Origin of the sequence: Achromobacter aloeverae (genome assembly GCF_004121055.1) — a bacterium.
Lineage (GTDB): Bacteria > Pseudomonadota > Gammaproteobacteria > Burkholderiales > Burkholderiaceae_B > Bordetella_C > Bordetella_C aloeverae.
On sequence record NZ_PYAL01000001.1, the window covers coordinates 1,064,425 to 1,079,478 of the forward strand.

A 15,054-nucleotide genomic window follows, 5' to 3' on the forward strand; every position below is an offset into this window, starting at 1 on the left:
TCAGCGCAGCGTGGCGTCAGGGTCGGGGTCGGGGTCGGGGTCGGGGTCGGGGTCGGGGTCGGGGTCGGTGACCAATGTACCGCGCCTGCCTGACGCCAAGCCGACCACTGTAGCCCCGACCGACGCCGACCCCGCCGCCGTCGACCCGACCGCGGCGCCGGCGGCGGGCGTCTCCAGCCATGCCATGATGCGCAGCAGCTCGCCCAACGACCAGGCCTGGCACGGCGCGCCGCCCCACGCATGGGGCGCATCGCCGTCCACCACTTCGGCGATGTGGTCCAGGCCGCCCTCGTCCAACTGCCGCAGCAGGGGCTCCAGGAAACGCCGCCGCGCATCGTCGCGCGTGGCGGGCACATCGCCCTGCACGCGCAGCCATGCCTGCGTGAAAGGCCCCATCAGCCATGGCCACGCCGTGCCCTGGTGATAGGCCGCGTCGCGCTGTGCGGGCCCGCCCGCATAGCGGCCAACGTAGCCGGGCTCGCCCGGCGCCAGCGTGCGCAGGCCCAGTGGCGTCCACAGGTGCAGCTGGACCGTTTCCAGGACGTGACGGGCGGCCATGCCTTCCAGCACAGGATAGGGCAGGCCGCCCACGGCCAGTATCTGGTTGGGGCGGATCGCCGCGTCGACGCGGCCGGCGACGTGGTCGGCGTCGATCACGTCGTACAGGCCGCCGCGCGGACTGGGAAAGCGCGCCTCGAAAGTCCGCTGCGCGCGATCCAGCCGCGGCGGCAGTCCATCGTCCCATGCCGAGGCGATGCGCAGGGCGTTGATCCACAGGGCCTGCACCTCCACCGGCTTGCCGATGCGCGGCGTGACTTCGCGGCCGTTCGCGCGGGCATCCATCCAGGTCAGTTGCTGGCCCGCCACGCCGCCCCGCAGCAGTCCGTCGTCATCGACGGCAATGCCATAGCGGCAGCCTTGCACGTGGCCGCGCAGGATGGCGTCCACCGCCTCCCGCAGGCGCTGGCGCCGCGCGGCGCTTGCGTGCCCGGTCGCCAGATAGTCGTGCACCGCGACGACGAACCACAGCGACGCGTCTATCGTGTTGTACGCGGGCACGCCGCCATCGTCGGGAAAGCAGTTGGGCAGCATGCCCTCGCTGACATGGCCGGTCCAGGCCTCCAGCAGGTCGCCGGCCTCGGCGATGCGACCGGTCGCCAGCAACAGGCCCCGCATGGCAATGAAGGTGTCGCGGCCCCAATCGGTGAACCAGGGATAGCCGGCCAGCAGCGTCAGGCCGGGGCGACGCGTCACCAGGTAGGCGTCGGCGGAACGGCGCAGCCGGTCGGGAAAGGCCGCGCGGCGCGCCCGCTCCGCGGCCATGATGGCTTCCACCTCGGCGCGGGCTGCCGCTCCATCCGCGTCCGCGCCGGCATGGGCGGAGCCGTCCGGCCCGCCCGCCATCGCGACGGTCGACGTGGCTGCCGCGGTGACGCCGGCGGCTCCTGTCGGGCTGCCGTCTCCGGTGACGCTGGAGGATCCAGTCACGCTAGAGGCGTCGATGACGCTGGCGGTTCCATTGACGCCAGTCCCGCCGGGCGCGGCGGCCGCCTGGCCGTCCGGCCGCGCGGCCAATATCAGGACCGCAGCACCGGCGGCGAGGTCGAAGGTGAAGACGCCCGGCGTGGCGAGATCCTCGCCATCGTCCAGGCCCCGTTCACGCTCGCGGGCATAGCTGAAGTTCCGATACCAGTCCGGTTCGTGCCGATAGCGGCCATTGCCGCTCGCCTCGATGGCCGGCAACCCCGCGTAGGGCCGCCATTGCACGCGGCCGGGTTCGCAAGCTGCCGTGAAGTCGAAGACGGGGTTTTCATGATGCAGTGCATGGTAGTCGCGGCCCGACAGCAGCGGCCTGACGCAAAGCCGCCACGGCGCCCGCAGGGTGTCCTGCCCGGTCCCCGCCCGCCGGGCATCCTGCCCCGCTCCCTCACGCCCGGCGTTCTGTCCCGCGCGCGCGGATGCGGCGGCCTGCCGCACGCCGGCATCGGGGAGCACGCCCTTCCCGGCCCGCGCCTCGACCAGTTGCCAGCGCAGCACGGTCCGGCCACCGGCGCGCTCCACCAGGCACTCGGCCAGCAGGTCGTGCCGGTCGTCCACGCGCAGCCGCCAGCAAGGCCACGGTTGCGTGGTGAAGCCGATGCAGGGCGCGGTCGCGGCCGGCGCCTCCACGTCCGGCAGGTAGCGCTGGCTGGTCAAGGGAACGCGGCGCCCTTCGCCCTCCAGCCACGCCTCCACGCCATTGACCAGGACGACGCGGCCGGTCGGCGGCCGTGTCGCGTACAGCAACAGGGCGTGGTAGCGGCGGGTGCGCGGACCCAGGACCGTTGCGCTGGCGTAGCCGCCCCGGCCATCCGCCTCCAGCCATTCATCGTCGCGGCGCGATACCCCGTCCATGGTTCCCTTTTATCCTTATTCCCCGCCAGGATGATGCATTGCACAATACAGCCGCGAACCTGGGAACATACGCCTCTTTATTTTGCATTTTTGTGGCGGCCGCAACGCTTTTTCACCTGGAATTAGAAAAGAACCCGATGAATGTTGCGACGCATCAAAATCCGGGCTTATCATGAACACGCCTTCCCCCACGCAGCATGGGGGACTGGCGGCGATCGTCGCGCCGCCCCCCTTACGAGAACTTGAATCATGTCGTTCCACCGCATCGTCCTTACCGCCCTGCTGCGTGTCGACGCCGCCGTGTGGCGCGGCGCCCTGCATGCCGCCCGCTATCTCGACCGCAACGTCGCCACGCCCGCCGCGTACTTCCTGTACGACTCGGTCGACGACGTCATCAATTTCACGTCCGACCTGGTGGACTCCGCCCGTGAAGTGAACCGCGCCATGGACCGCGCGCGGGCCCGGCGCCCCTCCCTGCCCGCGCACCGGTTCTAGGCGGCTCCGGCGCATGGCTGCCGGCTTCGTCAACCAGGCGTGCCGGACTCCTGCAGATCGTGCAGGAAACGGTCGCGCCAATGCGATAGATTGTTGTCGTTCAGGCGCTGCAGCATGTGTTCATACCGTTCCCGGCGCTCCGGCAGCGGCATGGTCAAGGCCCGGTGCAGCCGCTCCGCCATGCCGTCCGGGTCATAGGGATTGACCAGCAAGGCGCCCTCCTCCAGTTCCTCGGCCGCGCCCGCGAATTCCGACAGCACCAGCACGCCCGGATCGTCGGGAGGCTGCGCCGCCACGTACTCCTTGGCCACCAGGTTCATGCCATCGCGCAGCGGCGTCACGTAGCCCACCTGCGATGCGCGGAACAAGGACATCAGCAGCGAGCGGTCGAAGGACTTGTTGATGTATCGCAAGGGGGTCCACGACAAGTCCGAGAAGCGGCCGTTGATGCGGCCCGCCGCGCTCTCCAGCTGGCGCCGGATCTGCCGGTACTGCTCGACGTCCGAACGCGAAGGCGGCGCGATCTGGATGAAGCTCACCTGTCCGCGATGTTCCGACTTCGTTTCCAGCAGGCGCTCGAACGCGGTGAAGCGCTCGACCAGGCCCTTGCTGTAGTCCAGGCGATCGACGCTCACCATCAGTCGACGCTGCACCAGGCCTTGCTTGAGGTTGGTGATCTGCCGCGACCGGCTGTGCTTGAGCGACAGCCGCTGGATCTCCTCCGGATAGATGCCGATGGGGTATGCCCCCACGCCGATGCGCTTGCCGTCCAGTTCGATGGCCCGGTCCACCACCCGCGATCCCCCCAGCCGCCGGCGCACGTAGTCGGTGAAGGCGCGGCGGTCGCTGTCGGTCTGGAAGCCGAGCTGGTCGTACTCGCACATGGCCTCGACCAGTTCCTGGTGGGGCGGCACGGTGGCCATGACCTGTTCGGCCGGAAACGGAATATGCAGGAAGAAACCAATGCGGTTGCGCAGGCCGGCGCGGCGGCAGGCCTGCGCGAAAGGCAGCAGGTGGTAGTCGTGCACCCACAAGCGGTCTTCCGGCTTGATCAAGGGCTTCAGCCGCGCGACCATCCATTCGTTGACGCGCAGATAGCCGGCATACTCGCGCCGGTCATAGCTGCTGAGATCGGGACGGTAGTGAAAGACCGGCCACAGCGTGCCATTGGAGAAGCCGCGGTAGTAGAGGTCGTAATCGTTGCGCGCCAGGGCCACGGTGGCATAGGTGATGTTGTCGCGCGACTCCAGGCGCACGTCATCCGGCGGCGTGGATCCTTCGACGATCTCGCCGTTCCACCCGAACCAGATGCCGCCGGCCTGCTTGAGGGCGTCGAATACCCCCACCGCCAGGCCGCCGGCGGTAGGCTTGCCTTCGGCGATGGGCGCGACCCGATTCGATATGACGATTAATCTGCTCACGGCTGGAACTCCTTATATTTATTTCCGGACATAGCCCGGTGCACCGCATGGCGCGTGCCTCGCACAGCCGCCGCCCGCCCTCCTGCCGGCACGTTCCGGTCAGGAATACGTCAACAAAGCAAGTCGAGCCAGGCCGCCAAGGCCGCCGGCGTGGGCATGCGCCATTGCGCGCGCGTGTCGCCGTCGCCGACCTTGATCGACACGCCGCCCATCCGGCGGGCAATGTCGAAGCCGGCTTCATCGGTCAGGTCGTCGCCCGCGAACAGGGGCAGCCGGCCGGCGAAAGGCGACATGTCCATCAGGCGGGAGATGGCCCCTGCCTTGCTGGCCTGGCGCGGCTTGATTTCCAGCACCATCTTGCCGGGCTGGAGCACGAAGGCATGCGTATGCGGACGCAAGGCCTCGTTGACGGCCTCGCTCACCAGGCCTTGCAGCGCCGGCGCATTGCGATAGTGCAGCGCCAGCGACAGGCCCTTGTCTTCCAATTTCAAACCGGCATGGGCCTGCGTCAGCGGGAGCAGCGCGCGCACCATGGCGGCGACGGCTTCGGCATCCACTTCAAGCTGCGCCTGCCGGCCGTCCGGGCCGCGCAGCTGCGCGCCATGCAAGCCGCCCGCGCAATAAACGCGCGGGGCGAGCAGGTGGTCGATTTCGCTGATGGGCCGACCGGAGACGATGGCGAGTGCGCCACCGCAGACGGCATGCAATTTCTCCAAGGTCGCGCGCGTAGCTTCGGGCACGGCGGCCAGTTCGGGGGAAGCGGCGATCGGGGCCAGCGTTCCATCGAGATCGAACAGGAATGCGTACCCGGTGATATTGTTTCTCGTGACCGGCAGGGATGTACTCGGCAAAATAGGCTCCCCCCGAGCTGGGGCAGGCTGGTTTTTTGGATAAATTTGTTATACCGCAGGGCCTGAAGAGGATTACGATTCTGGACGTTACAAAACGAGAGAAAACACCGCGCGATAGGGAGGCCTGCCTATGCGTGTCCTGCTAGTCGAAGACGACAAGATGATAGGCGAAAGCGTGCGCGACGGACTGCGCGCCGAAGCCTATGCGGTGGATTGGGAAAAGCACGCCGGCGGGGCCGACCTGGCCTTGCGGACTACGCCATACGACGCCGTCCTGCTTGACCTGGGGCTGCCGGATGGCAACGGCCTGGCCTTGCTGCGCGACCTGCGCGCCCGCAACAACCGCGTGCCCGTCCTGATCGCCACCGCGCGCGACGCGGTCGCGGACCGCATTGCCGGCCTGGATGCCGGCGCGGACGATTACGTGGTCAAGCCCTACGACCTGGACGAACTGCTGGCGCGCCTGCGCGCGCTCCTGCGCCGCAGCGCGGGACGCGCCGAACCCATCTTCGAGCATGAAGGCGTCACCATCGATCCGCGCAATCACACCGCGACGGTCAACGGCGAACCGGTCATGCTGACGGCGCGCGAATGGGCCGTGCTGCAACCCCTGATCGCGCGGCCGGGCATGATCTACTCGCGCGCCCAGCTGGAGGAAAAACTCTACAGCTGGCAGGACGAAATCAGCAGCAACGCGGTCGAGGTCTACATACACGGCCTGCGCAAGAAACTCGGCCAGCGCTTCATCCAGAACGTGCGCGGCGTCGGCTACGTCATTCCCAAGACATGAAACTTCCCCTGGGCAATTCCCTGCGCGCGCGACTGCTGTTTTTCCTGCTGGCCTCCATCCTGGTCGCCGCCGTGGCGCAAGGCGTGGTGGCCTATCGCAGCACGCTGCAGCAGACCGACCAGATTTTCGATGCGCAGCTGGTCAGCACCGCCACGTCGCTGACGGCCGGCGACGGACTGCTCTCCGCCTCGCCCATGCCGTCCATCGACGCCGCGCCGGCCGACGACCTGATCATCCAGATATGGACCGCCAGCGGCGCGCGCCTGTTCAAGTCGCGCACCGGCAAGCTGCTGCCGGACCCCGTCGTGCTGGGTTTCTCCGACGTGCGCGTGGACACGTCGACCTACCGCGTGTACGCGGTGGCCTCGCCTTTCCAGGTGACGCAGGTGGCGCAGGACATGAAGGTGCGCAGGGACACCGCGCGCGCCCTCGCGCTGCGCACGCTGGTCCCCATCGCCGCCGTGGCCCCCCTGTTGATGCTGGTGGTGTGGTTCGTCGTCGGCACGTCGCTGCGGCCCCTGCGCCGCGCCCGCGCGGAGCTGGCGGCGCGTCAGCCCGAGGCGCTGGACCCCGTCGACGAAAGCGGGCTGCCCGACGAAATCCTGCCGCTGGTGCGCGAATTGAACCTGCTGCTGGACCGCACCCGCCATGCCTTCGCCCTGCAAAGGCGTTTCGTCGGCGATGCCGCGCATGAGTTGCGGTCGCCGCTGGCCGCCCTGCGCCTGCAGTTGCAGGCCCTGCAGCGGCCCGGCGATGCCGAGGCGCACCAGGTCGCCTTGCAGCGACTGGCCAGCGGCATCGAACGCGCCAGCCGCCTGATCGAGCAATTGCTTTCCATGGCGCGCCACGACGCCGCCGCCGAAGCCCTGCCCGCGCAGCGGGTGGACCTCGGCGAAGTCGCGCGCCAGGCCATCGCCGACGTCCTCGCCGAAGCCAACGCGCACGACATGGACATCGGCATGGACGGCGCCGCCCATGCCTGGGTGCGTGGCAACAGCGACGCCCTGGCGCTGCTCCTGCGCAATCTGCTGGACAACGCCATCAAGTACACGCCATCCGGCGGCCGCATCGATATCATCCTGGAACCCACGCCCGGCGGCGCACGGCTATTGGTCGACGACAGCGGGCCGGGCGTGCCCGAAGCTGAGCGCGAACGGGTGTTCGACCGCTTCTACCGCCTGGCGAACCACGACGAAGTCGGCAGCGGGCTGGGCCTGTCCATCGTCCGCGCCATCGCCGAGCGCCATGGCGCCACCGTGCGCCTGGACCAGGCGCCCCAACTGGGCGGACTGCGCGTGCAGGTGGATTTCCCGGCCCTGTCCTGACGTCCGCCTTCCCCGGCGCGCGGCAGCCAGGACCTGATGCCGCGCGGGCGCGGGCCGGCCCCCAAGTCGTGCATGCGGCGGCGGGCCAGGCCCCATCCCCGCGCGCGGCGGCCCGGGCCTCGCACCGGGCCGCGCCAATGCGATTGCAATTTCCTTCCTTTCTTAAGTTTGGCCTAAGACTGCGGCTGCACCATGGCGCCGTGTTCCCAACCAGCCTAGAGGAAGCGACATGAAAACCAGCACTCTCCACCCTACCCGCCTGGCGCTGGCCCTGCTGGCGGCGGGCGCCATCGGCGGCGCCGGGATCAGCGCGGCCGTGGGGTCGGCGCACGCGCAAAGCGCGCCGTCCGTGGCCCAGCAGCAGGCGCAGCCCTCGGTCGGCACCGTCACGCCCCCGAATTTCGCCCAGATCACCCGTGAATTCGGTCCCGCGGTGGTCAATATCAGCGTGAGCGGCTTGCGCAAGGTCTCGGCCGCGGACGACGACGACAATCCGCTGGCGCAGTTCTTCGGCGGCCAGTTCCCCGGCATGGTGCCCTTCGGCCCCAATGTCACGCGCGAAGTCCCCGTCCGCGGCGAAGGGTCGGGCTTCATCATCAGTCCCGACGGCGTCATCCTGACCAACGCCCACGTGGTCAAGGACGCCAAGGAAGTGGTGGTCAAGCTGACCGACCGCCGCGAATACCACGCCAAGGTGCTGGGTTCCGATCCGCAGACCGACGTCGCCGTGATCAAGATCGACGCGAAAAACCTGCCCATCGTGAAGATTGGCGACGTCGGCGCGCTGTCGGTCGGCGATTGGGTGCTCGCCATCGGCTCCCCCTACGGCCTGGAAAACACCGCCACCGCCGGCATCGTCAGCGCCAAGGGACGCTCGCTGCCGGACGATACCTCGGTGCCCTTCATCCAGACCGATGTCGCCGTCAATCCCGGCAATTCGGGCGGCCCGCTATTCAACGACCGGGGCCAGGTGGTCGGCATCAATTCGCAGATCTACACCCGCACCGGCGGTTTCCAGGGCCTGTCCTTCGCCATCCCCATCGATGTCGCCTACAAGATCAAGGACCAGATCCTGGCGCACGGCAAGGTCGAGCACGCCAGACTGGGCGTGATGGCGCAGGAAGTCAACCAGGACCTGGCCGACTCCTTCAAGCTGGACACGCCCACCGGCGCGCTGATCGCCAACGTCGAGAAGGGCAGCGCCGCGGACAAGGCCGGCCTCAAGCCGGGCGACATCATCCGCGACATCGATGGCCGCGCCATCATCTCGTCCGGCGACCTGGCCTCGGTCATCAACCTGGCCGCGCCGGGACAGAAGATCAAGCTGGATGTCTGGCGCGACGGCAAGCACGAAACGCTGACCGCCACGCTGGGCACCCTGAGCAAGTCGGACGCGGTGGCGGGCAATGGCGACCAGGGCGCCGCGCACGGCAAGCTGGGACTGGCGCTGCGGCCTTTGACGCCTGATGAACGCGCGCAGGCGGATACCGACGGCCTGTTGGTGCAGCAAGCCAGCGGGGCTGCCGCCAAGGCGGGCATACAGCAAGGCGACGTCATCCTGTCCATCAACGGGGTGCCCGCGCACAGCGTGCAGCAAGTGCGCGATGCGTTGAAGAAGGCGGGCAAGACGGTGGCCTTGCTGGTCCAACGGGGCGACGACAAGATCTTCGTCCCCGTGCAGATCGGCTGAAGTCCACCCGCTTACCGGCCGCCTACCGTTCGCCTGTCGGCCACGTATCGGCCACGTATTGGCCGCGCCGGCGAATCGCAGGACGGCCGTCGCCTTGCGCATGCGTCGGAATTTCTTGGTACCCTTCGGACTCCCAGGGGAGCGACTCCCCCGGTCCCCCGACTCCAGGAATCCGACGCTTTCCAGTGCCTGTTTTCTCCGCATTCGACTTTCGCCTTCCGTCTACGCGCCCAGCGCAACGCTCATGGGCCACGCGCCTGGCCGGCGTCGCCCTGGTGCTCCTGCTGGCTGCCTGCGCCTCGTCAGGCCCGGTCGGCCCGGGCTATTACCGGGTACAGCCGGGCGACACGCTCACCCAGATCGCCCGCGACCATGGCCGCAGCGTCGGTGAACTGGTGCGCTGGAACAACCTGTCCAGCGCCAATCGGATCGACAAGGGGCAGGTCTTGCGCGTCGACCCGCCAGGCGGCTCGGCCGCCAGCGGCGATAGCGCCGGCGGCAGCGCGTCCACCAAGCACAAGACCCGCAGCGCGGGCGGCGGGTCGGGCGAACCGGCGCCGTCGAAGCTGCCGCCCGGGGCGCCCATCACCGACATCAAGCTGATCTGGCCTGCCGCCGGCACGGTCGCGCGCGGCTACGACGGCGGCCAGTCGCGCGGCCTGTCCATCGTCAACCGCGCCGGCACGCCGGTCATCGCGGCCGCCGCCGGCACCGTGGCCTACGCCAGCAATGGGCTGCGCGGATACGGCAACCTCATCATCGTTCGCCATGGCTCGACCTACCTGACCATTTATGCGCACAATCGCAAACTGCTGGTCAAGCAGGGCCAGACCGTCAAGCAGGGCCAGACCATCGCGGAAATGGGCGACAGCGACAGCAAGCGCGTCGAGCTCTATTTCGAGTTGCGTCGCGGCGGGACCGCCGTGGATCCCACCCGCGCCTTGCCGGCGCGATGACGCCCCGGCATCCCGCCGGCCAACATATGCTATGTTGAGCGGTTTTCCGCCCTCGCCTGCTTCCTGATGGCCCTGGTTCTGGCTCGTTTCGCTTTTGGTTTTTCACTTTCCTGGATCGTGGCCGGCGTGCTGCTGCTGGCCACGCTGTTGTGCATACGGCTGGTGGGCATCGCCGTCGTCGCCTTCGCCGACGAGCGGCGCGGCAATGTGGCCGGCGCGGTCGCGGTGGCGCTGCTGGTCATCGGATCGCTGGCGCTGATCTATTTCCTGGGCGACCGCCTGCACATGGCCCTGGGAACGTCCCTGCTGGCCGACGGCGCCCCCGACTGGGTGGCCGGCGGCAACCACCTTTCCGCCGCCGCCGTTTTCGGCGCCATGAGCGGCGTGGCGGCGCTGGCCGCCATACCCGCCTGGCTGAACCGGCCGCGCCTGACGCCGGAGGAAAAGGCCGCGCGCGCCGAGGCGATGCGCGCCCTGAAGGAGAAGCGGCGCCTGGAACACGCCAAGGCCAAGGAGAAAGCGGACAAGGAGCACGCCAAGGCGCTGAAGGCCGAGGCCAAGGCCCAAGCTGCCGCGGCGCATGAGGCCAAGGCCGCGGCCAGGGAAGGCAAGGCCGCGGCGGCGGGCGGCGGCAAGCGCGCCAAGGCCCAGGCGCCGGCCCCGCGCGGACCGCGCCGCGCCGGCCTGGGCTGGACCGCCCTGTTCCTGCTGCTGCTGGGCGCGGCCATGCTGGCCTTCGCCTTCAGCATGGCGCCCCTGTGGCCGCCGCATAACGCCAGCGCCTCGGCGGTGACCTACTATCACAACCTGGCCGAACGGGCGCGGCCCGTCTACCTGGCCGGCGGCGTCCTGGCGGGGCTGGGGATATTGCTGTTGATGCTGTGGCAGGTCTGGCGCCGGCCGGAATAGCTGGCCTGAATAGACTGCGTAGCAGGCCTAAGTAGCGGGCCTAAGTGGCAGGCCCAAGTAGCGTGCCTAAGTGGCAGGCCCAAGTAGCTGGCCTGACCAGCCAGCCCCGGCAGCCGCTTGCATAGTCGCCTGGACGGCCGGCCTGGATGCCGGGCGTCAGTTGCCGGATCGGCGCATGATGCGGGGCCGCGCCTCGCTCAGCCAGCGCGACCACGCACCGGAACGGCGTCCCCAGGGCACCCGGTCCCCCGGCTCGATGCCATCGCTTTCAACCCCCAGCCGTCCCGGGCTCCACAGGCTGGAGGGCGGCGGCTCGGCGGCATCGCCGTCGAATGCCATCCGGATTTCCTCCGCGGCCCGCTTCACCAGCCGGATGATCTCCGGCAGGGGGATTTCATACCCGTTCTTGTTTTCATCGGGCCGGTAGCCCGCTTCCATCAAGAGGATGTGCGCCAGCTGTTCCGCGGCAAACCCGCGCGTCACCGGCTCGCAGTGGGCGATCTGGTAGCCGGCGGGCACCCCCTCCTCCTGGCCGCCCTCGCGCTCCAGCGGAGACCGCACGGAACGGAGCAGCCAGGCCTTTCCCGGGGTATCGGCGGTCGTCACAACGTATAGGTACTGAGACATGATCGGCTCCCGCGCCGTAGGTATGACTGGTCTATGCATGGTTGATCGGCTCGTGCGCCCCACCCACGGGGTCCACCCAGGCCGACCAACTCAACTGATAACGATTCTTAATATAATCAAGCACGCGCGACACCGAAAACTGTCCCCCAAAACACTGCCCCAATCAAAGGAACCGGATCCGCATGGCCGCATCGAACAATTTCTGGTTTATCTGGCGGATACCCACCCTGCTGGGCCTGCTGACGGTCTTCGGCCTGCTGGCTGCCCTGCTGGGCACCGGCGGCTGGCACTGGGCCTCATGGATCGCCATGGCCTTGCCGCTAGCGGTAATTGCACTATGCCTGATCCGCCCCTCGAAAGGCCAGCGTCCGTAGGATCTACATACGAAGGATTACCGATGAGCACCTGCATCCTGCCCGATGCAGGGAAGCTTCCGCCATTTGCTCGCAAATGACGCATTATTCCGTTCCTATCACGACCGGATCGCCGTACTCTTGAAACATGCATGGGCGTCGCCATTTACGTCCCATACCAGAGAGGCATGCCATCATGAGATCCCGTGATTTGTCATCCTGGATGTGGGGTGACGCCCTGTCGATGCTGGAACAGGCCGAGCGCCTGCACCGGCAATTCTTCAAGACGTGCACCGCCGATCCGCAGCGTTGGGAACCTCCCATCGATGTCATCGAGACCGCGGATGCGGTCATCGTGTATGTCGCCCTGCCGGGCGTTCCCGCTACAGCGGTTACCGTCGGCTACGAAGCCGGCGGCATCACGGTTGCTGGCGTGCGACGCCTGCCGGCGACCCAGGCCGCCCACATCCATCGCGTCGAAATCCCCTATGGCCGCTTCGAGCGGCGCATCGCCCTGCCTTTGCACGCGCTCGAGCCCGAACCGCCGGTGATGGCGGACGGCTGCCTCGTTCTCACCCTCGTCAAGAGAAAGGAAACGCCATGAAGTTCTGGCCCACGATGCAAGTGCGGTCCGGCGACGATGCGCCGCGGACCGGCGGCGGCGCCGCAACCGCTGCCGCCCAGGCGAACAGCACGCTCAAGCGCCTGCCCCAGGATGCGATCATCCTCGTTCCGCTGCGCGAGGCGGTGCTGTTTCCCGGCGTCCTGTCGCCGGTGGCGCTGCGCCGCCCGCCCACCGTGACGGCGGTGCAGGAAGCCGTCAAGAGCGAACTGCCGGTGGGCTTCCTGCTGCAGCGCGATCCGCAGAAGGACGACGTCGGCCCCGACGACCTCTATTGGGTCGGCACCCAGGGCCCTATCGTGCGCTACATCACCGGCCAGGACGACACCCATCACGTCGTGGTCCAGGGCGAGTCGCGCTTTCGCGTGCTGGAATTCCTGGAGGGCTGGCCCTACCTGGTGGCGCGCGTCGCCACCATCGAGCCGCAGGACGCCAAGACCCAGGGCGTCGAGGCGCGCGCCTTGCAGCTGAAGGAACAGGCCGTCGAGGCCATCAAGCTGCTGCCGCACGTGCCCGATGAGCTGGCCGCCGTGGTGGAAAGCATCGAATCGCCGTCGGCGCTCGCCGACATGGTCGCCAACCTGGTGGACGTCAAGGCGGAGGAAAAACAGGACATCCTGGAAACCTTCGACCTGTCGCGCCGCCTGGACAAGGTCATCGATTTGCTGGCCGCGCGCGTGCAGGTGCTGAAGCTGTCGCGGGAAATCGGCGAGAAGACCAAGGCGCAGTTCGACGAGCGTCAGCGCGAGCACGTCCTGCGCGAACAATTGCGCCAGATCCAGAAGGAACTGGGCGAAGGCGACGACACCGCCGCCGAGGTCGAGGAACTGAAAGAGGCCATCGACAAGGCCGGCATGCCGGAGGACGTACTCAAGCACGCGACCAAGGAATTCAAGCGCCTGCAACGCATGAGCGAAGGCGGCGGCGAATACGCCATGCTGCGCACCTACCTGGAATGGCTGACCGAATTGCCATGGAAGCAGGCGCCGCAACCGCCCATCGACATCGCCGAAGCGCGGCGCGTGCTGGATGACGACCATTTCGGCCTGGACAAGATCAAGCGCCGCATCCTGGAGTACCTGGCCGTACGCAAGCTCAATCCGAACGGCAAGAGCCCGGTGCTGTGTTTTGCCGGCCCTCCGGGGGTCGGCAAGACCTCGCTGGGGCAGTCCATCGCGCGCGCCACGGGACGCGAGTTCCAGCGTGTGGCCCTGGGCGGCGTCCACGACGAAGCCGAGATCCGCGGCCATCGGCGCACCTACCTGGGCGCGCTGCCGGGCAACATCATCCAGGCGATGCGCCGCGCCGGCACGACCAATGTCGTGCTGATGCTCGACGAAATCGACAAGCTGGGCGCCGGCGGTTTCCATGGCGACCCGGGCAGCGCGCTGCTGGAGGTGCTCGATCCCGAACAGAACTACAAGTTCCGCGACAACTACCTGGGCGTGGACTTCGATCTGTCGCGGGTGATGTTCATCTGCACGGCCAACGTGCTGGACACCGTGCCGGGCCCCCTGCGCGACCGTATGGAGATCATCCAGCTGCCGGGCTACACGGAGGAAGAGAAGATCCAGATCGCGCGCCGTTACCTGGTGCGCCGCCAGCTGGAGGCCAATGGCCTGCAAGCGGACCAGGCGACCATCAGCGACACGGCCCTGGCCGCCATCGTGGCCGACTACACCCGCGAGGCGGGCGTGCGCGGCCTGGAGCGCGAGATCGGATCGGTGCTGCGCCACGCCGCGATGCAGATCGCGGAAGGGGCCACGCCGCCGATCGCGGTGGACGAGGCCGACCTGCCGACCTCGCTGGGCCCGCGCCGCTTCGAGAACGAAGTGAAGCTGCGCACCAGCGTGCCTGGCGTGGCCACTGGCCTGGCCTGGACGCCGGTGGGAGGCGACATCCTGTTCATCGAGGCCAGCAAGGTGCCGGGTAGCGGACGCCTGATCCTCACCGGGCAGTTGGGCGACGTGATGAAGGAATCGGCGCAGGCCGCCTTGACGCTGGCCAAGACCTGGAGCGGCGACGCGATGGACAAGATCGATGTCCACGTGCACGTGCCGGCCGGCGCCACGCCCAAGGACGGGCCCAGCGCGGGCGTGGCGATGTTCGTCGCCCTGGCGTCCCTGCTCAAGGGCCGGCCGGTGCGTTCGGACGTGGCCATGACGGGCGAAGTGAGCCTGCGCGGGCTGGTGCTGCCCATCGGCGGCGTGAAGGAGAAGACGCTGGCCGCGCTGCGCGCCGGTATCACCACCGTCATGCTGCCCCGGCGCAACGAGAAGGACCTGGAAGACGTGCCCAAGGAAGCGCGCGAAAAGCTGAAGTTCGTGCTGCTGGACAACGTCGAGGATGCCTTGAAGTGCGCGCTGGAGGAAGACCCGGCGGCCCCCGGCGTTGCGTCGGCGCTGGACCAGGCGGCGGTCGCCTGAGGGTCGCCCGAAGGCCGACCTGGGGGCTGACCTGAGGGCCGACCTGGGCCCACCAGAGCCTGATCCCCCGGCTCCCTGACGACACCCCAAAAGTTGGACTTTTGGGGTGTTTTTTCATGCCTGCCCGTGGCCGGCCACGCCCGGCCACTCCACGGCGGAGGGTCGTGCGGCGGAAGGCCGTACAATGGCGGCCCG

At 68.3% G+C, this 15,054-nt stretch carries 13 protein-coding genes; 9 read left to right on the forward strand and 4 right to left on the reverse strand.

What is annotated here, in order from left to right; translation table 11 throughout:
* Positions 1-2,394 (reverse strand): amylo-alpha-1,6-glucosidase, encoded by a 2,394-nt coding sequence (locus C7R54_RS29140; RefSeq protein WP_240039369.1) that lies wholly within the window; start codon positions 2,392-2,394, stop codon positions 1-3.
* A 249-nt stretch (positions 2,395-2,643) separates the two neighbouring features.
* Between C7R54_RS29140 and C7R54_RS04650 the strand changes: the two genes are divergently transcribed.
* Positions 2,644-2,889, forward strand: a complete 246-nt coding sequence (locus tag C7R54_RS04650; protein ID WP_129148971.1) for a hypothetical protein — start codon at positions 2,644-2,646, stop codon at positions 2,887-2,889.
* A gap of 29 nt (positions 2,890-2,918) precedes the next feature.
* Here C7R54_RS04650 and otsA read toward each other — a convergent pair whose 3' ends face one another.
* On the reverse strand, positions 2,919-4,310 hold the full coding sequence (otsA, locus tag C7R54_RS04655) for an alpha,alpha-trehalose-phosphate synthase (UDP-forming) (protein WP_129148972.1): 1,392 nt from the start codon (positions 4,308-4,310) through the stop codon (positions 2,919-2,921).
* Positions 4,311-4,420: 110 nt separating this feature from the next.
* Positions 4,421-5,161, reverse strand: coding sequence for a trehalose-phosphatase (gene otsB / locus C7R54_RS04660; protein WP_158021149.1), 741 nt, complete (start codon positions 5,159-5,161; stop codon positions 4,421-4,423).
* A 130-nt stretch (positions 5,162-5,291) separates the two neighbouring features.
* On the opposite strand from otsB, the gene C7R54_RS04665 reads away from it, so the two are divergent.
* The 5 genes from C7R54_RS04665 (at position 5,292) to C7R54_RS28825 (ending at position 10,831) form a co-directional block, all read left to right on the forward strand.
* Positions 5,292-5,951, forward strand: coding sequence for a response regulator (locus C7R54_RS04665; protein ID WP_129148974.1), 660 nt, complete (start codon positions 5,292-5,294; stop codon positions 5,949-5,951).
* Positions 5,948-7,276: an ATP-binding protein gene (locus C7R54_RS04670; RefSeq protein ID WP_129148975.1), complete on the forward strand. Its 1,329-nt coding sequence runs from the start codon at positions 5,948-5,950 to the stop codon at positions 7,274-7,276. Before C7R54_RS04665 ends, C7R54_RS04670 begins: the two co-directional genes overlap by 4 nt.
* A gap of 229 nt (positions 7,277-7,505) precedes the next feature.
* Complete coding sequence (locus C7R54_RS04675) at positions 7,506-8,966, forward strand: DegQ family serine endoprotease (protein WP_129148976.1); 1,461 nt, start codon at positions 7,506-7,508, stop codon at positions 8,964-8,966.
* Positions 8,967-9,223: 257 nt separating this feature from the next.
* Positions 9,224-9,922, forward strand: coding sequence for a peptidoglycan DD-metalloendopeptidase family protein (locus C7R54_RS04680; RefSeq protein WP_129149452.1), 699 nt, complete (start codon positions 9,224-9,226; stop codon positions 9,920-9,922).
* A 66-nt stretch (positions 9,923-9,988) separates the two neighbouring features.
* Positions 9,989-10,831 (forward strand): hypothetical protein, encoded by an 843-nt coding sequence (locus C7R54_RS28825; RefSeq protein ID WP_158021150.1) that lies wholly within the window; start codon positions 9,989-9,991, stop codon positions 10,829-10,831.
* Positions 10,832-10,987: 156 nt separating this feature from the next.
* Here the strand turns inward: C7R54_RS28825 and C7R54_RS04690 are convergent, their stop codons facing one another.
* A complete protein-coding gene (locus C7R54_RS04690) occupies positions 10,988-11,458 on the reverse strand; it encodes a hypothetical protein (protein WP_129148977.1) in 471 nt (156 codons plus the stop codon).
* Between the two features lie 182 nt (positions 11,459-11,640).
* Here C7R54_RS04690 and C7R54_RS04695 point away from each other — a divergent pair, with 182 nt between their 5' ends.
* The 3 genes from C7R54_RS04695 (at position 11,641) to lon (ending at position 14,859) form a co-directional block, all read left to right on the forward strand.
* Positions 11,641-11,832: a hypothetical protein gene (locus tag C7R54_RS04695; RefSeq protein WP_129148978.1), complete on the forward strand. Its 192-nt coding sequence runs from the start codon at positions 11,641-11,643 to the stop codon at positions 11,830-11,832.
* Between the two features lie 175 nt (positions 11,833-12,007).
* Complete coding sequence (locus tag C7R54_RS04700; RefSeq protein ID WP_129148979.1) at positions 12,008-12,415, forward strand: Hsp20/alpha crystallin family protein; 408 nt, start codon at positions 12,008-12,010, stop codon at positions 12,413-12,415.
* Positions 12,412-14,859 (forward strand): endopeptidase La, encoded by a 2,448-nt coding sequence (gene lon / locus C7R54_RS04705; RefSeq protein WP_240039370.1) that lies wholly within the window; start codon positions 12,412-12,414, stop codon positions 14,857-14,859. The genes C7R54_RS04700 and lon overlap by 4 nt, the downstream gene beginning before the upstream one ends.
* Positions 14,860-15,054: the final 195 nt, after the last annotated feature.